The 18,996-nt window shown below is 49.6% G+C and carries 26 protein-coding genes and 2 pseudogenes; 1 reads left to right on the top strand and 27 read right to left on the bottom strand.

Going from position 1 to position 18,996, the window contains the following annotated elements; translation table 11 throughout:
- The 10 genes and pseudogenes from DWX68_RS01705 to DWX68_RS14570 form a co-directional block, all read right to left on the bottom strand.
- Nucleotides 1–647 (bottom strand): VirB6/TrbL-like conjugal transfer protein, CD1112 family (locus DWX68_RS01705; RefSeq protein ID WP_118628440.1); only part of this gene is annotated, 647 nt, incomplete at its 3' end.
- Nucleotides 648–716: 69 nt separating this feature from the next.
- Nucleotides 717–815, bottom strand: a pseudogene (locus DWX68_RS14815) (Maff2 family protein); the annotation flags it as partial.
- 85 nt (nt 816–900) lie between these two features.
- Entirely contained in the window at nt 901–2,526 is a 1,626-nt protein-coding gene (locus tag DWX68_RS01695) for a recombinase family protein (protein ID WP_002594230.1), read from the bottom strand.
- Between the two features lie 127 nt (nt 2,527–2,653).
- Nucleotides 2,654–2,848, bottom strand: a complete 195-nt coding sequence (locus DWX68_RS01690; RefSeq protein WP_002594231.1) for a transposon-encoded TnpW family protein — start codon at nt 2,846–2,848, stop codon at nt 2,654–2,656.
- Nucleotides 2,845–3,699, bottom strand: coding sequence for an ATP-binding protein (locus DWX68_RS01685; RefSeq protein ID WP_002594232.1), 855 nt, complete (start codon nt 3,697–3,699; stop codon nt 2,845–2,847). Before DWX68_RS01685 ends, DWX68_RS01690 begins: the two co-directional genes overlap by 4 nt.
- Nucleotides 3,696–4,436 carry a replication initiator protein A gene (locus DWX68_RS01680; protein ID WP_002594233.1) on the bottom strand — a complete coding sequence of 247 codons (741 nt, stop codon included), beginning with the start codon at nt 4,434–4,436 and terminating at the stop codon, nt 3,696–3,698. The genes DWX68_RS01685 and DWX68_RS01680 overlap by 4 nt, the downstream gene beginning before the upstream one ends.
- A gap of 130 nt (nt 4,437–4,566) precedes the next feature.
- Entirely contained in the window at nt 4,567–4,953 is a 387-nt protein-coding gene (locus tag DWX68_RS01675) for a cysteine-rich VLP domain-containing protein (protein ID WP_002594234.1), read from the bottom strand.
- Nucleotides 4,943–6,568: a relaxase/mobilization nuclease domain-containing protein gene (locus DWX68_RS01670; RefSeq protein WP_002594235.1), complete on the bottom strand. Its 1,626-nt coding sequence runs from the start codon at nt 6,566–6,568 to the stop codon at nt 4,943–4,945. Before DWX68_RS01670 ends, DWX68_RS01675 begins: the two co-directional genes overlap by 11 nt.
- Nucleotides 6,540–6,935: a plasmid mobilization relaxosome protein MobC gene (locus DWX68_RS01665; protein WP_002594236.1), complete on the bottom strand. Its 396-nt coding sequence runs from the start codon at nt 6,933–6,935 to the stop codon at nt 6,540–6,542. Before DWX68_RS01665 ends, DWX68_RS01670 begins: the two co-directional genes overlap by 29 nt.
- Before the next feature lie 38 nt (nt 6,936–6,973).
- Complete coding sequence (locus DWX68_RS14570; protein ID WP_156327584.1) at nt 6,974–7,195, bottom strand: hypothetical protein; 222 nt, start codon at nt 7,193–7,195, stop codon at nt 6,974–6,976.
- 89 nt (nt 7,196–7,284) lie between these two features.
- On the opposite strand from DWX68_RS14570, the gene DWX68_RS15005 reads away from it, so the two are divergent.
- The gene (locus DWX68_RS15005) at nt 7,285–7,410 is read left to right on the top strand and encodes a hypothetical protein (RefSeq protein ID WP_007037420.1); all 126 of its coding nucleotides are present in this window, start codon (nt 7,285–7,287) and stop codon (nt 7,408–7,410) included.
- 152 nt (nt 7,411–7,562) lie between these two features.
- Here DWX68_RS15005 and DWX68_RS01655 read toward each other — a convergent pair whose 3' ends face one another.
- From DWX68_RS01655 to DWX68_RS01570, 17 genes and pseudogenes are all read right to left on the bottom strand, one after another.
- Nucleotides 7,563–8,051: a hypothetical protein gene (locus DWX68_RS01655; RefSeq protein ID WP_002569239.1), complete on the bottom strand. Its 489-nt coding sequence runs from the start codon at nt 8,049–8,051 to the stop codon at nt 7,563–7,565.
- Nucleotides 8,052–8,138: 87 nt separating this feature from the next.
- The gene (locus DWX68_RS01650) at nt 8,139–8,507 is read right to left on the bottom strand and encodes a hypothetical protein (RefSeq protein ID WP_117659805.1); all 369 of its coding nucleotides are present in this window, start codon (nt 8,505–8,507) and stop codon (nt 8,139–8,141) included.
- Nucleotides 8,508–8,577: 70 nt separating this feature from the next.
- Entirely contained in the window at nt 8,578–8,778 is a 201-nt protein-coding gene (locus DWX68_RS01645; RefSeq protein ID WP_117659859.1) for a DUF6199 family natural product biosynthesis protein, read from the bottom strand.
- A 204-nt stretch (nt 8,779–8,982) separates the two neighbouring features.
- A pseudogene (locus DWX68_RS01640) lies at nt 8,983–9,111 on the bottom strand (Maff2 family protein); the annotation flags it as partial.
- Nucleotides 9,112–9,331: 220 nt separating this feature from the next.
- Nucleotides 9,332–11,161, bottom strand: a complete 1,830-nt coding sequence (locus DWX68_RS01635; protein WP_118628431.1) for a VirD4-like conjugal transfer protein, CD1115 family — start codon at nt 11,159–11,161, stop codon at nt 9,332–9,334.
- A complete protein-coding gene (locus tag DWX68_RS01630; protein ID WP_002570687.1) occupies nt 11,158–11,658 on the bottom strand; it encodes a PcfB family protein in 501 nt (166 codons plus the stop codon). Before DWX68_RS01630 ends, DWX68_RS01635 begins: the two co-directional genes overlap by 4 nt.
- An 86-nt stretch (nt 11,659–11,744) precedes the next feature.
- A complete protein-coding gene (locus tag DWX68_RS01625) occupies nt 11,745–12,164 on the bottom strand; it encodes a DUF4313 domain-containing protein (protein WP_006775630.1) in 420 nt (139 codons plus the stop codon).
- 12 nt (nt 12,165–12,176) lie between these two features.
- Entirely contained in the window at nt 12,177–12,488 is a 312-nt protein-coding gene (locus DWX68_RS01620) for a DUF5720 family protein (RefSeq protein WP_006775629.1), read from the bottom strand.
- Nucleotides 12,489–12,510: 22 nt separating this feature from the next.
- Nucleotides 12,511–13,257, bottom strand: a complete 747-nt coding sequence (locus DWX68_RS01615) for a phage antirepressor KilAC domain-containing protein (protein ID WP_110104042.1) — start codon at nt 13,255–13,257, stop codon at nt 12,511–12,513.
- 34 nt (nt 13,258–13,291) lie between these two features.
- Nucleotides 13,292–14,161 carry a DUF6017 domain-containing protein gene (locus DWX68_RS01610; RefSeq protein ID WP_110104043.1) on the bottom strand — a complete coding sequence of 290 codons (870 nt, stop codon included), beginning with the start codon at nt 14,159–14,161 and terminating at the stop codon, nt 13,292–13,294.
- Nucleotides 14,162–14,227: 66 nt separating this feature from the next.
- On the bottom strand, nt 14,228–14,413 hold the full coding sequence (locus tag DWX68_RS01605) for a hypothetical protein (RefSeq protein ID WP_110104044.1): 186 nt from the start codon (nt 14,411–14,413) through the stop codon (nt 14,228–14,230).
- Between the two features lie 29 nt (nt 14,414–14,442).
- Entirely contained in the window at nt 14,443–14,718 is a 276-nt protein-coding gene (locus DWX68_RS01600; RefSeq protein WP_118628430.1) for a DUF5720 family protein, read from the bottom strand.
- A gap of 12 nt (nt 14,719–14,730) precedes the next feature.
- The gene (locus tag DWX68_RS01595; protein WP_062807364.1) at nt 14,731–15,657 is read right to left on the bottom strand and encodes a ParB/RepB/Spo0J family partition protein; all 927 of its coding nucleotides are present in this window, start codon (nt 15,655–15,657) and stop codon (nt 14,731–14,733) included.
- A complete protein-coding gene (locus tag DWX68_RS01590; RefSeq protein ID WP_024738648.1) occupies nt 15,614–16,435 on the bottom strand; it encodes a ParA family protein in 822 nt (273 codons plus the stop codon). Before DWX68_RS01590 ends, DWX68_RS01595 begins: the two co-directional genes overlap by 44 nt.
- A 478-nt stretch (nt 16,436–16,913) precedes the next feature.
- Nucleotides 16,914–17,303 (bottom strand): 30S ribosomal protein S9, encoded by a 390-nt coding sequence (gene rpsI / locus DWX68_RS01580; RefSeq protein ID WP_022358510.1) that lies wholly within the window; start codon nt 17,301–17,303, stop codon nt 16,914–16,916.
- Nucleotides 17,304–17,331: 28 nt separating this feature from the next.
- Nucleotides 17,332–17,766 carry a 50S ribosomal protein L13 gene (gene rplM / locus DWX68_RS01575; protein WP_107000767.1) on the bottom strand — a complete coding sequence of 145 codons (435 nt, stop codon included), beginning with the start codon at nt 17,764–17,766 and terminating at the stop codon, nt 17,332–17,334.
- A gap of 403 nt (nt 17,767–18,169) precedes the next feature.
- Nucleotides 18,170–18,979 (bottom strand): putative hydro-lyase, encoded by an 810-nt coding sequence (locus DWX68_RS01570; protein ID WP_022358508.1) that lies wholly within the window; start codon nt 18,977–18,979, stop codon nt 18,170–18,172.
- Nucleotides 18,980–18,996 lie beyond the last annotated feature (17 nt).

Below are 18,996 nucleotides of genomic sequence, written 5' to 3'. Positions count from 1 at the left end.
CCAAAATGCCCGCACACCGCCTTTGGATGAAAAGCGGCGCTTCTGGACGCGCGGTAGATTTCGATCATACGGCCATAAATAACGATAAAGATACAGATATATAACGCCCACATAGTAATGCCAATAAAGAGGGATTGGAACCACAGTCCGAACAGCGGTCCCAGATCCATTTCCATCAGCCTCGGTTCCAGATCGGTCATAACTGAGGAAATGTCAATGGACGCATCCGAATTGATAATCCCTGCCGCCTGCGCCACTACGCTCTGCGCCATATCAAAGACGCCCATCACGATATTCCATGTGTTTGTGACAATGAGGATGGCGGCAGCTGATTTGAACACCCACTTGAAAATCATCCAGGTATCCACATCATGCAGGTTGTTCTTGTCTGCAATCATCTGGATCAGGTCTACGGTCATCACGATAGCCAGAATCACACCTGCAATCGGCACCATGATGGAGTTGGACAGATTCTCAATCATGCTGAAAATACTGCCATTCCATCCCTGTGGGGTCTGGCCTACCTGTACGGATATATCCGCGACCTGCTGATTTACACTGTCAAACATCCCCGAAAGGTTGCTCATAATACCGCCCACCAGCATTTCTTTCAGCCAATTTGTCAGGGCTTCAAGTAAGAAATCCATACGGTGTCAACCTCCTTTCCGCCGCCCCCGCAAAGCTGCGGGAGCGGCAAGGATTTCATACGGAGACGCTTAGACAGAGAAAAGCCCGGAGAGCAGAGGTACAAGGACCATGCCGACTACGGCTACACCAGCACCGGCCATGAGCTGCTTCATGCCCTGGCTCTTTGCTTATGTGTGATAAAGAAGTAATAGAAGTGTAAAAAATTTTGCCGTTCCTATCCGGCACATGAGGTATGTCGGATAGGTCGGGCGGTTAGGTGTCGGGCAGTTCTACCTTGCCGACAAAAGAATAATAGATTTCGATTTCCTGTCTGCGTAACTTGCCCCGGCGTTTCCCGTCAAGGGCAACGCTTTCATGGACAACGATTTTCTCCACAAACTCCCGCAGCAGAGTAGGGGTAAGTTCTTCAATGGTAGTGTGCCTGCGTACCACATTCATAAACTTTTCAGCGTTTGCGGTGGCTTCCTGCGCTTTGGAAAGTTCTTCCCGCAGTCTGGCGGCACGTTCTTTCAGTTCTTTCTGCTCGGCTTCATAGTCTGCCGACAGCTCTGTGAAACGCTCGTCCGATATGCGCCCGGTTACGCTGTCCTCATACAGCCGCTTGAAGATAGCAGATAACTCGGCTATGCGTTTCTCGGCGGCTTCCAGCTCCTTTTTCTTGGCGGCGTTCCTGCGTCTGTCCCCGTCCTCATTCTGCTCGATTAAAAGCTTCATAAACCGGGCTTCATGCTTTGCCGCATAGCTGGTAACTTTCCGCAGATTGGAGAGTACGCCAGCGGTCAAGAGGTCAGTGCGGATAAAGTGCGCTGTGCAGTCGGCGGTGCGTTTCTTGTAGCTTCCGCAGATATAACAGTCCTGCTTGCGCTTGTCCGTCTGGTATCGCTGCTGGTACATGACGCTGCCGCAGTCGGCACAAAAGAGTATGCCGGAGAACAAGCCCACTTCGTCATAACGGTTGGGGCGTTTGCGCTGCTTGCGTAACTCCTGCACCCGTTCCCACGTTTCCCGGTCAATGATAGGCTCATGGTGGTTCTCAAAAACCGCCTGCTTTTCCGGGGGATTTTCTATGCTGTGTTTCAGCTTGTAGGACGGCTTCTCGGTCTTAAAGTTTACCAGACAGCCCGTATATTCCCGGTTTTCCAGCAGATGAACCACGGTATTGGTCGCCCACTTGCACTCATAGCCGGGGTGGTAGCGGCGGGTGCTGCCCGTCCTGCGGTATTCCAGCGTCCCCGGCGTGGGGATTTGCTGCTCGGTCAGCATACGGGCTATCTTGGTCGGACCGTTCCCGGCAAGGCAAAGGCTGTAAATCTGCCGTACCACCGGGGCGGCTTCCTCGTCAATGATAAAGTTTTCGTCCTCGTCCATGAGGTAGCCATAGACGGGCTTGCTTGTGATGGGCTTTCCGCTCATGCCCTTAGAGCGTTTTACTGCCTTGATTTTCTTGCTCGTATCTCTCACCAGCCATTCGTTAAAAATGTTCCGCAGCGGGGCAAAATCATTTTCCCCCTGTGCGCTGTCCACTCCGTCATTGATAGCGATGAAGCGGACACCTTTCTGTGGGAAAATCATTTCTGTGTACATTCCCACCTGTAAGTAGTTTCGCCCTAACCTCGACATATCCTTGACGATAACTGTCCCGACTTTCCCTGCTTCAATGTCTGCAAGCATGGCTTGAAATCCGGGTCTTTGAAAGTTCGCACCGGAATAACCGTCGTCGGTGTACCAGCGCAGATTAGAAAATCCATTCTGTTTGGCATAGGTTTCCAAAATCCTCTTTTGGTTGGAAATGGAATTGCTCTCGCCTTGCAGCTCGTCCTCATGGGACAGTCTTGGGTAAAGGGCGGTAATGAGTTGCTGGGTGGTCTGTCTTAACATAAATTCCTCCGTTTCCGACAGCCAGCCCCACTATTCCGTACCTTGATTGTACCACATGGGGCGGCTGTCTGTATAGCGGCAAAAGCGTCAAATCTGCTTCTTTACGGTCGGTAAAAATGACGGTTTTTCAATCAGGCTTATCACAGGTCAAATATCCGGCGGCGGCTTCTGCTTCCAGCACTTTCATCATCTTGTCAGCGGCGGTGTCGGTCGCCCCCTCCTTGAAAAAGCCAGACACCACAAGGATTGTGTTGCCTATCCTCGTTTCGGTCACGCAGTCCGGGCGGCGGGCAGGGCGTTTGTTTCTCTGGGTGTCGGTCATAGGCAAATCTCCTTTCCGGCAAGCAGCCGTTTCAGCTGTTCCATTTTTCCCTGTGCGGCGGCTTTCCTCAAATTCTCCCCGGTAAAGCAGAGAGGGGAACACATTTCAAGCAGGCGGTCATAAATCCGGGCGTGGGCGGTGTCCTCCGGGTGCTGCAATTCCTCCAGCGTGAGGTTGGTCGTCACAATCAGCGGCTTCCTGCTCCGGTAGCGGCTGTCAATCACATTGTAGACCTGTTCCAGACCGTATTCTGTGCCACGCTCCATTCCAAAATCGTCAATGATGAGCAGGGGGAAGCTGCAAAGGCGGGAAATATATTCGTTCCTGCCCGCAAAGCTGGCGGCAAGGTCGTTTAATATTGCTGCAAAGTTTGTCATGCACACCGGGACTTCCTGCTCCATGAGGGCGTTTGCAATACACCCGGCAAAATAGCTTTTCCCAGTGCCTACCCTGCCCCACAAGAGCAGCCCGTAGTTCCCGTCCTTTATCTGTTCCCAGCGTGCCACATATCCGGCGGCGTTCTTCATCTGCGGGCAGCTGCCGTTATCGTTGGCAAATGTCCAGTCCTGCATGGTCTTGTCTGTAAAGCCCTGCCGTTTCAGCCGTTCCACCGTTTCAAGGTGGCTGCGCCGCTTCTCGGCGGCTTCCCGTTCCTTACGGGCTGCCCGCTGGCAGTCGCACTCTGACGGGTGGCGGTCACGCCCGAAAAAGGTCTTGCCCTCCGGGAAATAGGCTTCTTTGGGTTTCCGGCATTTGCCGCAGTATAAAAGCCCGTCCTCCCCGGTGTAATCCTCCGGCTCGGCTGTGGTGTCGGTCATAGGCAGTATGGTGTTGTGGATTGTATCGGTCATAGGCTTTCTCCCTCCTTGAATGAATAGTCCGGTATGCCTTTCTTTGGCTTCTCTTTGGCAGCGTCCTCCTGCGCCCACTTGTAAATGGTGGCTGCATGGCTCTGGTACTGCTTCCCGGTGGAAGCGATGTGGCAGGAAAGGCGGTCAAGGTAATACTCCCACTTGCCGGGGAAGTCCTGTTCCAGCTCCAAAAGTTCTGTGTCAGAAAGAAATACATTTTTATATCTGCCATAAGCGGCGGGGGGCTGCCCCTCACTCGCTCCTTTTGTTTGGCTCTCTATTAGGTTGTTTATATTAGTTTGGTTAGGGGACGGTTTTCCGACCGTCATAAGGTCAGTTTTCCGGCTGTCAGTTGGTCGGTTTCCCGCCCTTATGAGGGGCGGTTTTCCGTCCGTCAGTTGGTCGGAAAACTGTACCACTGGGATAGGCGGCACTTTCACATACAGACGGTTGGCGGCAGAAAAGCCCGTCCGTCTGCGTTCCAGCAGCCCGGCAGCGTCCAGTTCGTTCAGTGCGCCCTTTATGGTGGTGCAGCCTTTATCCAGCATTTCCGCTATCTCTGCTATGGGGTAGACAATGTATGTCCGTCCCTCGCTGTCCTGCCAGCCGTTCTTCTGCGAAAGGGTGGAACGGTCTAACAGCAGCGCATATAACTCTCTTGCGGTGTGGGATAGGTCTGTTTCCAGCAGGAAACGGGGGTAAGGCAGGTAAGCGGGCAGCTCCGTTCCTGCGGTCATATAATCAGCGATAGGGTTCACCTCCTTGTGGTGTCTGTCTGTGGGTTCTGTTACGCTTTTAGGGGGCGTTTTTAAGGGAAAAGGATAAATGTATCACGCACCCTTTGACACCCTCCAAAAAAGCCTTGATTTATGCGGGTTTGAAATGCCCTAAAGCGTGACATTTCTCCCTTTGTTTCCGCTTCCGTTTGGCGGCGTTTATCCGCTTCATGCGTCCGGCGCAGTCCGGGCAGTATTTCCCCCGGTTGGATTTTGGGAAGAAGAACGCCCCGCAGACAGCGCAGCGTTTCCGGCTTCCCCGGCGCAAGAGGGCGGCTTCCAGTGCTTCATCAAGGGGCAGGACAGCGGCGGTAAACCAGCGGCAGAGCAGCGAATAGCTGATACTCTGTACACACACGCAAGGCTCGCCGTCCTCCAACAGCAGGCAGTTCCCGCTGTCATAGTTGCAGCACTCATGCACAAGGCGGCGGGCTGCCCGGTACTGGCGGTAGTCCATGCGGGGGATATTACCGTTCATGGCTCTGCTCCTTTCTGCGCTGCGGCTCGCTCCGGCGTAAAATCTGGTCGATATTGCCCTTGACAGTCTGCAAGCGGCGGTACTCCTCCCGTTTTGCCCGGTAATCGTTGTAGCCGCTGTTTTTCTCTTTGATAAGGCTTTCAATCTCTGCTTGCAGGGATTTATAGCTCGGCAGCTTGGAAATGCCGTTCTCCCTGAAATAGCGGGCGGCTGCGTCTGCTATGATAAAGTCACTTTCATGCTTCTGACGGTAGGCTGCTTTTGCTTTGGCGTTTTTCTGCTGTTTCAGCCCGTCCCGGACAGGGCGGGTCTTGGAATAGGCAAGCACCTGCCGTTGCAGCTCCTTTTTCCCGTTCAGCGTCTTTTCCACCTGCTTCAACCACGCAAGGCTTTCCTGCATGGCGGCATAGGCGGCAGAACAGGCTTCGTCCAGTTCCTCCGGGGAGGAAAAGCCGTACTGCTGATAGGCGGTAACGGTAGCTGCCATTTGCTTTAGGTTGTGCTTTGCCGCCCAGCGGTCATAGCCCACGCCCTTGCCCTCGGCTCGCTTGGCTTCCCGGTCAACCATGCGCTGCAAGGTGTTGTCTGCCGGGGTGGTTTTTGCAGCTTTTTCCCCTTGTAACGGCTTTTTAACTGCGGCAGGGTATTCGGGTATGGCTTTGGTCTGTTCGGCAGCTCTGTGGGCGTTCTGCGTGAGCAGGGCAAGGACAGCAGCCTTGTCAAAATCGTCCCCCAGCTTTCGGGCTGTGATAGGCTTTGTCCTGTCCGGCGTGAGGTAGGAAAGCCGCCCCCGGCTCTCCTTGACGGTCACACCCTCCCGCAGCAAAAGGGAAGAAAACTCGTCAAAGCTGCCAGCTTGGGAAAGTGCCTGCCGTATCGTCCGGCGCAGCTTCGCCTTGTCCGTTTCAAACTTGGTGGGCTTGGTCGGCTGTCCGGCGGCTTCTCTGGCGGCGTTCTCTTTGTCAAGGGCAAGCTGCCCTTTCTTTGCCGCCCAGTATTCCCGTTCGGTTATCCGTTCCTTGCTGCCGTTCAAGAGGTCGATTTGGTAAAGCCCCTCCCGGTGGCACATTTCCATGACTTCGCTCTTGAAATATTCCATAGCGGCGTTGGTGCAGCGGTGCTTGCAGCCCTCCAGCGTGTCGGCTGGTCTGTCCATGTAGGGCAGAAGCGGGACTTCGTAAATCCGCAGGGAGTTGATGACGATATGCACATGGATATTCCCGCTGTGGTTATGCCCGTCCGGGTGGGTGCAGATTAGGGCTTGGTGTCCGGGGAAATGCTCCTTGCAGAACTGCTCGCCCAGCTCCTGCGCCCGGTCTACGGTCAAGCCGTTGTCTGTCCCGTCCCGTGGGTCAAAGCTGATGATATAGTGGTGGCTTTTCACATCTTCCCGTTTTTGGTTTTTCTCATAGCGGAGATTGGCTCGCATACAGGCAACAGCGAAATCCTCGCCCCCGCAGTTGAGGGAAGAAATGCGGTAATCCTCCCTCGGTATCAGCCGCCCGTTTTCATCAAGGGTGGCTTTCATGGTAAACTCGTCATGCTCAAATGTGAGATAGGCTTCCGCTGCGCCATAGTCGGCGTTTTTAGAGCTGATATGTTTGAATGTTGCCAACAGCGTCACCCACTTTCTGCAAGACTTCAAACTTTAGGGCAGCAAGGTCGGAAACCGCCGCCCGTACCTCCCCGGCAAGCTGCGGATAGGGACTGTGCCACTCGTTCAGCGTCCGGGCTATCTGGTTTAAGTTGCCGCCGATCCTCCCGTATTCGGCGGTCAGCTTCCCGACAGCGGCAAGCAGCTCGTCATTGATGGGGGAAACGGTTATGATGGGGCGTATGGCTGCCCCGGTTATGGCTTGCCGGATAAACTCGGCTTGGCTCATGTGGTAAGCAGAAAGCCGCTGGGCAAACTCGGCGTATTCTTCCTCGGTCATGCGTGTTTTGACTACCCGGCTGCGGTGCGGCGTGTTGTATCGTTTCATAGGTGGTTGACCTCCTTTCTGTGCGTGGTGTCCTCTCACTAATAGGAGAAAAACAGGGTGTGAAGCGGAACTGTTTTTGAAAAATCCGAAAAATATTTTGAGGGGTTTTTCAGCGGCGCAAGCCGCATAAGCAGGGTTTGGGGAAGGCACTCCCCAACAAGATTCCCGCAGGGGCAAAATGAGCGATAAGCGAATTTTGGCACCTCGGTAGAATCTTGCTCTAAGAAACTGCCGGCCTGCCGTTCACTTGCTACTGCCACTTTTTCAGAAAATCTATAACCAGCTTTTTTTATAAAAGGCTGCGGGCTGGCGTTTTTCCCTTACTCCCTACAAACCACAAAAGAGCAGAATGGACGGACTTTCCGGCAAGAACTTTTCCGGCGGCTCGGTCTTTCCCGACAATAAGGCGTTTCGGAAGCTGCGTTTTGCCCGCTGTCTGAAAAAAATGGCAGCCTTTTTTGGTTTCACTGTCTAATACGGAACTTTTGGAAATTTGCCAAAAATGGACGCAAAAAAAGCAGCAAATCTTTTTCGGATTTACTGCTTCATGTGCCGCTGCGGTGCGGCGGGATGGATATTCAGTTGAAATAAAAGAGGATGGTGGTACTTTAGTCTATCGACTCTTTACTAACTATTAGGTAATCTTGAAAGATTTTCCTTGAATTTATCTAAAGAATGTTCATTGTTTCCCGCAAAAATAAGTGGAATTGTATATTCATATGATATGCCATTTTCATAGTCCGATAATTGTATTTTTATAGTATCATCCCTCTCATCTTTAGGTGCTATATATATGAATGAATTTTTATTTATATCAGATATTTTCCCTTTTTCAGAAGAAACAGTATAACCCCAGTCTGTTAAATTTGTCTTTATTGTAACTTCTGTTTCTGTTTCTTTTCTAGTCTGCAATGCTGTTTTATCGATTTGGATATCAAAAGGAGTCGAACCTAACAATTCACTGTTTATATTTACAAGTTCTTCTCCATTTGTTTTAGAAATATTAGATTCATCTTCATAATTTTGTTGAGATTCATCTTTTGGTGTTTCTCTGTTACATCCTAATAAAAAGCATAAAATAATTAGTACTAATACAGAAAGTTGTTTTTTTTGCATTTATTTCTCCTTTCATATTATCAAAGAAAGCACTGAGAGTACTTTCAAGAAATTATGAAATATTCTCAATGCTTTCTATTTTTTCCATTAAATATCAACAAAAATCACTCGATGTCCATGCATACGCATTGAACCAACTGAATTATTTACTTCTGGTTTAAAGTATACTTCATTTCCCATCTCGCCAGTATTAAATTCAATACTCGGAGACACAAGATATGCCCAATTACTATCTTTTACGCTCTGTCCATCAAGATCGATAAGTTTTTCAAAATAGTCGGATAAAACTTTCCAACCAACTTGCCACCAATTTACTTTCCGCTCACTTTCATTAGTTTGTGTCGCTTCTGCCTTTGCTTCCGGCGATAACTCACTTGCAAAAGTCGTCGTACTTGCACCTATACATAGCGTTCCTATAAGTGCCAATGATATAACCTTTTTAAATATCTTATTCATACAGTTCACTCCTTTCTTGAAATTATTGAATTCGAATAATAGGATACAATTTAAGAACTATAAGGGTGTTTCATTTTATAATTAGATATATAATCATACCAACTGAACAAATAATAAAAAATACACCACCAATCCGCATTAATACTAAATATAGTTCGGTTGGTTCACCATTTTTTACTGTGAATAAATTTTCTATTTTCCATAATATTTTAGGATAACAGACCATACAAACTCCCAAAATCAATAATACCAACACCCATAAATAGTCCACCAAATTTCCCTCCTTTCAACTAAGTATCCTTGTATACATTTCTACACTATATCTTAGGATAATGTTACCATGAAAATGCCGATAAATCAAGCGTTATTCACGATATGATATGTAAAACCTCAAAAGATTTCGTCATTTTTAACAATGTTTGTTTGGAATAGTAGGGCTGCATATCAATTTTTATATGCTACTTTATGACACATAAGCATTGGCGCCGGGGTTGTCGTTGCCGTAACCTTCCAGCAGGTTGATAACGCCCCAGATACCGAGACCGGCACCGAGCGCGATAACGAGGGTCTGAAGAACGGTGATTGCCTGTTCAAAAAATGCCATATAGTTTGTTAGCCGGAATCTGATTAAAAAATAGGTTTGTCATGTCTCATAGGCATACAAAAGCCGGAACAATCTGCCGCCCGGTTTCCGGGGGGCATGATTCCGGCTGTCCTCCTTTTTCATTATTTTTTCTTGCAATTGTCCGCTTTGTACGCCAATGGCCCATAGAGGGCAGGTGCGGCGAATAGATAAGATCACTCCCTTCTAAAGCGGAACGAAATTAAGCGCCCTTTGTGTCTACTTCATATACATCGCAGACCTCATTGGGCTTGAGTTTCAGCCTTGCGGACAAGAATGCTTCAATATCAAAAGCGTTCTTGTCATCCGCGTCGGCAGTGTACTTGAAATTGGGGTGCTTGGTGATGTCGTACTTATCCGAAAGGAAAGGACGCACACCGCGCAGCTGGAGGATACACTTGCCTCCATCCATAACAGCAAGCTCATCCTGGCTCATCAGCTCTTTCCCCAATTTTTGATAGTTGAGTGAATGGGAGGTTTCCCTCCCACGGCTCTCTCCGGTGTTGTAGGTGTCGATGGTTTCCTTGCCCAGCACGGCAGCCAGCTCTTTGAGGGTAGTCGGCTCTTTACCGCCCAGGAAGATGGATGTATCCATGTTACCGATGATGGTATCTGCGTTATCCTTATAGATCGCCTTGAGCTGACTCTGTGCCTGCAACACCAGACAGGCAGAGATTTCACGGCTTCGGATGGTGGCCACCAGCTTTTCCAGTTTCGGAATCTGCCCGATGTTAGCACACTCATCAATCAAACAGCGCACATGAACCGGAAGCCTGCCGCCATACACATCGTCGGCTTTTTCGCAGAGCAGATTGAAAAGCTGGGTATAACACATGGAGATCAGGAAGTTAAAGCTGTCATCCGTATCACTCATAATGAGGAACAGAGCAGTTTTCCTGTCTCCCAGAGTATCCAGCTCCAGCTCATCATAAGCCGTGACCTCACGCAACTCTGCAATGTCGAACACGGCAAGGCGAGCGCCGCAGGAAATCAAAATCGACTTGGCTGTTTTTCCGGCGGCCAGCTTATATTTCTTATACTGGCGCACCGCAAAGTGGTTTGGCTTCTCGGCTTCCAGTGCATCAAACATCAGGTCTACGGGGTTTTTGAACTCCTCGTCATCCTCACGGACTTCCATGGCGTTGATGAACTCAATGAGGGTGGAGAAGTTTTGTTCCTCCACCGGAGCCTCATAATGGATATAGCCAATAAGCGCGCAGTATAACAAGGTTTCTGCTTTTACCCAGAAATCGTCTCCGGCCTTGCCTTCGCCTTTGGTATTGGCGATCAGCGTTGTTACCAGCTTCAAGATGTCCTTTTCGCTATGGATATAGGTGAAAGGGTTATAGTGCATGGACTTCTTGAAGTTGATGGTATTTAGGACCTTGATTCGGTACGGCTCATAAATGACCTTGCCGTGCTTATCCTTCATAGGCTTTCCGTCTTTCCCCAGCTTGGGTGCGCCCCTTTGGAGCATTTTTCCGCACTCCACCAAAATGGTTCCCTTCGGGTCTGTGACCACATAGGAACTGTGCATCTGCATCAGATTCGGTTTGAGCCAGAAGCGGGTCTTACCGGAACCGGAGCCGCCAATCACCAGCACATTTTTGTTTCTGGCGGTCTTTGGGTCCTTGGGGCGGCTGTTCATTGTCAGGCTCTCCGTTTTCGTCAGAATCACATTGTTCTGGAATACCGGGTCGATGTAGGGTGCAATGTCCTCATGGGTTCCCCAACGGGCAGAACCATACTCCATGCCGTGACGGTACTTCTTGGCGTTTTTACTTTTGAGATACACCGCCAGACGCAGGCCAGCACCGCAGCACAGCCCCACCAGCAGATCCAGCGGGTGCAGGCTGGGCCAGATGCTTTGCAGCGCCCCAGGCAGGACAGCAAACAGAGAAAGGAATTTCTCTGAAGCATTTGCCCCCTGAGCCAGTCGCCATGCCTCCCCGAAGTTGGTAGTAAACAGCCCCATCAGGAGATAGGGCAGGTTCAGCAAAACGAGCTTTTTGATGTCAAACTGCTTTTTCATCGTTCCAGCTCCTTTCGCTTGGTGCGGTCCACCACGGCATTTTTGACCATCTCTTTGAACTGACTGAGTTTTGCCAGCACAGACGGGCGTTCTGTTTTCTCGGCCTTCTTGACCTTTTTGCTGGTGTACTCGGTAAATGCAGCGGTCAGCGCATCGGCGTCACGGCCTTTGAAAAAGATCAGGTACTTGGGTGGGGAGCTACTGCGGTCTTTCTTCACCGCATAGTCCACACCATATTTCCGGGCGATCTTCTCAAATTCCTTGATGGAAGGGTCTGTGATCTCGATATTGGAGATTCCCTGATTCTGACCAATGAGCTGCTTGACGGTCTGTTTTCCGTGGGGTGTCACAGGAGCGTCACGGCTTCTTTGCTTTTGCAGCTTCTTTTCCTTGCAGTGGGCCATGTACTTGCTGATGGCGGCTTTGAGCAGCCTGCCGGTGAACTTTGTTCCACTGACAACCAGCGTTAAAGTTCTGTTTTCCACTTCTTCCTGCATTTTCATCGCCTCCTTTCCACAAAATGTGCAGGGGTGGTGCATTTTCTTCTAAGGCGGGACCACCAGCCGCCGGAGAAAATATTTCTTCATCGCTCCATCCCGCGGCTCTTTTTCTTTACCGGCTTCTTATCCGGCAAATTCCACTCTTCCCGAAACTCTGCCACACCTTTGGGATCAAATACCTTCAACTTCTCCAGATCAAAGGCAACGGCAGAATATTTTCCATAACCGGACTGCACCTGATAGGGAAGCACCTTCCCCAATTTGTTCTCTTTGATGAATCGCAGCAGGTCCTTGCTGATGTCACCGGAAATAAACGCCTCTCCGGGGTCCAGGGAATATCCCGGTAGGTTCACCGTCATATCTGCAAACGGTTCTGCTCCATCTTCTGTATGGGTAATCATGCCGATATAAAGCCGCTGATTATTCGCATACATCCCAAGTTGCAGCGATATGGTTTCTTCCCCATATTCCCACTTGAAGGGGACTTTCTTTTCCTCATTCATATCAGATTCCTCCTATCGTATCTGTTCTTTGTGGTCATAAAACAAATCTCCATTTCTGACCTTTGCATGGCTGAGAATCTTGATCTGCCCCTTTGCCTGACTGTCCAGAGCTTTTTCATAGCCTATATCTGACAAAAACAGGCGGGTTCGTTCTCCTTTCCAGCCCACCGGGGAGTCATTCGTCAGCACATCAAAAATAATCATGTGCCGGGTGTTCTCCGCAAATCGCTGAAGATCCATGTAGTCATGGCCGTGATAGTTCTGCGCCCCGGCTTTCTGACGCATTTCCTCCATCAGCTGACCGATTGTTTTTCCTTCCTGCATAAAACCCACTTCCTTTCTGTTCTTATAAGACCAGCAAGATCATCTCCCGCAGCTGAGCAAAATAGAGCTTGCCCTGGGGCGTGACCAGCGTGTAGGAACCGGTATGACCGTGGTTGCAGTAGTCTTTGACGCAAAACAGCCCTGCATTTTTCACATTGGCATAAGGCAGCACATTGCCGGATGCCGTGCGGTACACAAACCGCCGTTCTATCAGAAACCGAACAAACCGGCGCTCCGGGACATCCAACTCTTTGGCGGTAGTCCTGAGATTGGTGCTGTGCTTTAAGTCGATGAACAGGTCATAGAAAGCGGCTTTGCCCTCCAGCTGTGCATTTTCCTTACGCAGAGAAATATTCGCTTCACGCTCAGCCAACAAGTCTGAGCAGAGCTTCATCAGAGCCTCCGGAGAAGTGGCAACCTCCCACAGCTTCTCTTTTGTGAGATAGGCCCCGTGCTTACGAATAGTAGGCAGGACATCATCGAATACCCACTGTTCAAACCGCTCTGCCGATGGCAATTTGCTGTGAACGATCAGGCGGTACAAATCTCCTTCGGGGATAAAAGTCATACTGATTTTGCGGTCGGGGCTTTGTGGGTGAGGTGCGTCGCGTTTCACGACATACCTACAATGGCGGATAATTGCATCGCGGGGATTGCTGTACCCCAGCGCAGCGGCCACATCCGTTCCGCAGAACAGGTATTTGCCGTTTTCTTCGATGACCCGGATACTGCCAAACTCCGGGTTTTTGAAAATTTCCATCTGGTTCATGTCGTGCCTCCTTTGGCATGATAAAAGGCGGCCTTTACCAGCCGCCTGCGTGCATATCGTGGTTGACCAATGAAGTGAAGTGATTGTTCATGGTGGTAGGCGCATTGAACAGCACTGCAAGCAGGTACTGCTTCATGTTGCGTACCTGGGTGGTATTCTTTTGCAGACAGTCCATGACAAACTCGATGTGGGAGCTGTCCAGTTTCAAAAAACGGGAACGCACGATCTCGTGAGGGAAGTCTGCCCCAGAGATCCGGGTGGTCTTTCGTTTGGCACAGACCGTTTCGACCAACAGCTCTACGATCTCATTTAGGTCATCCAGGTAGAGAGGATAACGCTGCTTCAAGCAGTCATACTCGATATTCTCCAAAATCAACTCCCGATAATTTTCTATCTCTGTGACAGACATCGCATCCCTTCCTTTCCGTTCCGGCGGTCTTGCCGCCGCTGTTTCCCGGAAGGGAATGGAATCGGTACTTGATCCATAAGTAATTGATTTTTCTGTATTTGATTTCTCTATATTTAATTCTGCGGGCTTTTCCATATCCGGTCTTACCATATCCGGGTTTTCCGTATCTGGTGAAGCCGTATCCGGCTGGGACATATCTGGCTGGGGCTGTTCATAGATGACATACTCGGTATCTGTAATCCGCCCACTTTTATCGCGTCTCTGATGGCGCACGATATATCCGGCTCCTTCCAGTTCACGCAGGGCAGCACCGATGGCATCCACGCCTTCCTTACAGATCTTTGCAAGGCCACGGGTAGTGTAATTCCAGTCCTCTGGCAAAGACAGCATCATGGAAAGCAGCCCCTTGGCTTTTAACGACAGATTTGCATTTCGTAAATGATGATTGCTCATCACGGTATAATCACGGGTCCGTTCAATGCGAAAAACGGCCATCGACCTCACTCCTTCCGAATTTTGGGTACAAAAAACCGCAATCCTCATTTCAAAGAATTGCGGTGTTCAGCGCTTTTCAAATTTTCTTGCATAGAACCAAAACAGCGGCTTTTGGGGACGCGCCTCTGTAAATGGCTCCTCCTGGGCGAAAGGAAGTGTTTGCATCACGCGGTCAATATCCGTTGAATCCATGTCATGCTGAGATCTGCAATCTTCCCGGATTGCTTCTTGAATTTCCTTTACCGTACACATAGTCATTCCTTTCCTTTCGTTGTATGGGTTTATGAGCGGCGGCGTTTTCCCGGTTTGAAATCGAGGATATGTCCCTCAATCACACGAGCGTAACGCTCGATTTTGATCTCCCGGCGCTGTTGGCTTTGCAGGGCGGTCTGATACCCGTCCTCAGTCAAAAACAACCGCATTTCATCTCCGCGGCTGCCGTAAGCAGTGCTGGGACGCAGGACGGAAAACTCGATCATCCAGCGGGTATTATCCCAAAACCTCTCTACGGCGAGAATGTTGTGTCCTTTCAGCTCACGGGCTGAAATATCCCTCATAGGCGGCTCCTTTCATCGTTCCTGGTCTCTCTGACGCTTTTTCTGCCATGCCTCCAGCAGCTTGATGATGGTTTCCTGCATCCGCTGGGGCGTGTAGCTTTTGGGGAAATACTTCCGCAAAGTGTCAGAGGTAAATGTCACTCGGTCCAGATCACTTTTCTTTTCCTCACCCATGATGACACGCATCATATCGAGGGTCAGATGCCCCTCTTGGCTGTATTTCTTGAGCCGCTGGGCTTGGGAAAGAGAAGGGGTAGCCTGTTCACTGTCCATCGCGTCCAGCAGGTCTACCTGTTCCTCCTTTTTGAGAAAGGACAACTCATAGGCAGGGTTCAGGGCAATCTTCTTTTCATCCACCATATCCATCAATTCAGGAATCAGCTCTGTCAGACGGATAAATCTCTTAATCTGTGATTTGCTATCTGGACTGTTCTCCGCGATTTTTTCTGCCGCAGTCAACTTCGGCCCAACTTGGGCCGAAGTTAAATCCGTCCTGGCTCCTTGGTGCTTAATGGCATCCAGCTTCATTTTATAAGCAAATGCTCTTTCACTGGGGAGCAGGCTTTCTCGTTGTAAATTGCTGTCAACCATAATGATTGTAGCGGCATCATCATCCAAATCCCGAACAATGACCGGCATGGTCTCCTTTTCTGCCAGTTCACTGGCTCTGTGCCGCCTGTGTCCGGCTACCAGCTCATAACCGCCCTCCGGGTCCGGTCGGGCAATGGCCGGAACCAGAACGCCATACTGCTTGATACTGTCAGCGGTCTCCATCATGGCTTCGTCATCCTTGACTTTGAATGGGTGGTTCTTGAACGGATGCAGTTCAGACAACGGAATTTCCTGAATCTTTTCCAGCTTTGCATCCTGGCGGCCTTCTTCGGTGGAGAACAGATCATCTACCGATGCCAGCTCTATTTTTTTCGCGCTGCTTTTCAAGTTTCAACACCTCCTTCGTCAGATTTTTGTAGCCCTCTGCCACCTTGCCACCGGGATCATGGGCAAAAATGCTTTTTCCCTCGGCGCTGATTTCCTTTGCCCGGACAGAATGGGGAATCTCTGTGCCGAATACTTTGATCTTGCTGCCATAGGTCTCTCGCAAAAGTGCGGAAATCTCTTTGGCAAAGTTGGTTCGGCTGTCAACCATCGTCAGCAGGATACCGTCTATCTGGAGCTTGGGGTTGATCTGCCGCTTTACCTTGTTTACCGTGGAGAGCAGCTGTTCCAGCCCTTTGGCGGGCAGATACTCCGCCTGAACGGGAATTATGATCCTGTTTGCAGCGGCCAGCGCATTGACTGTGAGCATCCCAAGGGAGGGCTGGCAGTCGATGAGGATATGGGAGTATTGCCCCTTCAGCGTGTCCAGATATTGCCTCAAGATAGTCTCACGGCTCATGGCATTTACCAGGGATACCTCCATACCGGATAACTGGATGTCCGCAGGCATCAGGTCTACGCCCTCTGGGTGGTGCAGGATACCCTCGCCGGGACGAAGCGGCTCATCCATCAGGATACGCCCCATAGCGTCCGACAGCGTAAAGGGCAGCTTGTCCGGTTGTGGATTGCCCAGGCTGATAGTCAGGCTTCCTTGCGGATCTCCGTCGATCAGCAGGACTTTCTTTCCGGCCTGTGCCAAACCGATTCCAAGATTGGCACAGGTGGTGGTTTTGCCAACGCCGCCCTTCTGGTTGGCGATGGCGATGATTTGCGTGTTCATTGACTTCACCTCATTTCTGATTGTTGCTGTTGCTTCTGGAAATAGAAAAAGCCGCCACTCCAAAATAAAAAGTGAAGTGACGGCTCTTTCTATGGCCGGAATATGAGTTCCTGAAATGAAAAAAGCACCCAGTCATTTTACACTGAGTGCTGTATCAAATTCATATTCAATTATTCAAATTAGGTCAAACTATGCCAAACTGCCACAGCCAAAAACGAGGGGAAAGATGGCTGAAAAGTAGCCCCCAAAACACCCACAAAATCGGCTCTCGGTTAACCACTTTGGGCACCACTTGACCCTCTTTTTGCCCTCTTTTTGGCCGGTTAACCACTTGCGGACCACTAAAAATTGGGTGAAAACGGCTCTCGTTTTGCTAAATTTGGTCAAACTATATCAGCCCGTTTAGATATAGTAAAACCCCGGAAAACCTTGATTTTCCGGGGTTTTTGAACCATTTTGATACGGTTTGAACAGCAGATTATCTCTTGCTGAACTGAGGCGCGCGACGAGCTGCCTTGAGACCGTATTTCTTACGCTCTTTCATTCTCGGGTCACGAGTTAAGAAGCCTGCTTTCTTCAGTACCGGACGGTAATCAGCGTCTGCCTGAAGAAGTGCACGGGAGATGCCGTGTCTTACAGCGCCAGCCTGACCTGTGAAGCCGCCGCCACGTACATTTACAAGTACATCGAACTTATCAACTGTCTCGGTTGCTACGAGCGGCTGACGAACAACCACTTTCAGGGTCTCAAGACCAAAGTACTCGTCGATGTCTCTTTTATTGATAGTAATCTTGCCGGTTCCCGGTACAAGGTATACTCTAGCGATAGATTTTTTTCTTCTGCCTGTTCCGTAAAATTTGTTAGCCATTATAGTTTCCTCCTTCCAGTGCCTTTAATTAAAACTTGATTTCTAAAACTTCCGGCTTCTGAGCTGCCTGCTCGTGCTCCGGACCTGCGTATACATGAAGTTTTGTAATCATGCTTCTTCCTAAAGGTCCCTTTGGAAGCATACCTTTAACTGCTAACTCGATAACCTTCTCCGGCTTCTTAGCCATCATTTCACGAAGGGTTGTCTCTCTCATGCCACCTACATAATCAGAGTGATTGTAGTAGATTTTCTGATCCATCTTCTTACCGGTTACTTTGATCTTCTCTGCGTTTACTACGATTACATAATCGCCGCAATCCATGTGCGGTGTGAAGATCGGTTTGTTCTTGCCTCTTAATACCTTTGCTACCTCAGATGCAAGACGACCTAATGTATATCCTGTAGCGTCAACTACATACCATTTTCTTTCGATTGTTGCTGGACTAGCCATAAAACTCTTCATTGGTTGACCTCCTGTTTTACTTCATATAATTGAGATTAACTATATCATGAAATGCCTGCTCCGGGGCTTTGGTGCCGACATCTTCCTGACTCATGTCATACTGACTTATTATATTACACGCTTCCGGACGTGTCAAGCGGTTTTTCCTTGAAAATACAAGGTTTTTTCCCCGGATTTACAAGATAAGTTCGTTTCATTCCATGCATCTGATATACGCATGGGATACACATGAAAAAGGAAGACTTCCTCCTCTCAGATTCCATCTTCCCTTTTCGCCGCTTTTTAGGTTGGTAATGAACTTTTTCTCTTTTCTCAAGAGAATTTATTTGAAGGAGACTGGGAAATCTCCGTCAAACCTTATTTTTCGATAAAACCGTTCCTGCAATGGCAGAACCGATTCTGCCTATTTCTGCTTCTTCGCTTCCAGATAATCATTCAGCTCCGTATTCAGGACATTGGTAATGAACATATGTCCCGGTGCATGGGTAATGACTAACGGAAGTTTTGCATTTTCAATCGCTGCCTGAGGGGTAACGCCGCAAGCCCAGAATACCGGGATCTCACCCTCGCGGATCTCGACTGGATCGCCATAGTCTGGTTTGGAAATATCCTTAATACCGATCGCTGCCGGATCGCCGATCTGGACCGGACCGCCGTGTACGTTTGGATAACGGTCTGTGATCTCTTTGGCTTTCTGTGCGTTTTCTGGGGTCATGGGACGCATGCTGACAACCATCGGTCCCTTGAACACGCCGGCGCTCTCACACTGGATGTTGGTCTTATACATGGAAACATTGCAGCCCTGCGCGATATGGCGCACTTCAATGCCGGCTTTCATAAGCGCCTCCTCAAAGGAGAAGCTGCAGCCAATCAGGAATGCAACCGAATCTTCTTTCCAATAAGAAGAAACATCTGTCACCTCATCGACTTTCACACCGTCGCGGTAAATGAAATATTTCGGGATGTCCGTCACGATGCTCGCGCCCTCGCCCATATCGTGGATATCCGGTGTGCCCTCTACGACTTCCAGGATTGGACACGGTTTCGGGTTCTTTCTTGCAAATTCTTTAAAATCATCCGCGTACTTCTTCGGCAGGATAACCAAATTTGCCTGTGCATATCCGGCACACATGCCAGCCGTCGGGCGGGTAATCTCGCCAGTCCGAATCAGTTTCCATACTTCCGGTGGTGTCATTTTGCTATAATCTGCCATATACGTTCCCTCCATAT

It is taken from the genome of Clostridium sp. AF20-7 (genome assembly GCF_003479275.1).
GTDB classification, from domain to species: Bacteria; Bacillota; Clostridia; order Lachnospirales; family Lachnospiraceae; genus Otoolea; species Otoolea fessa.
This window is presented reverse-complemented; position numbering and strand designations above follow the sequence as displayed.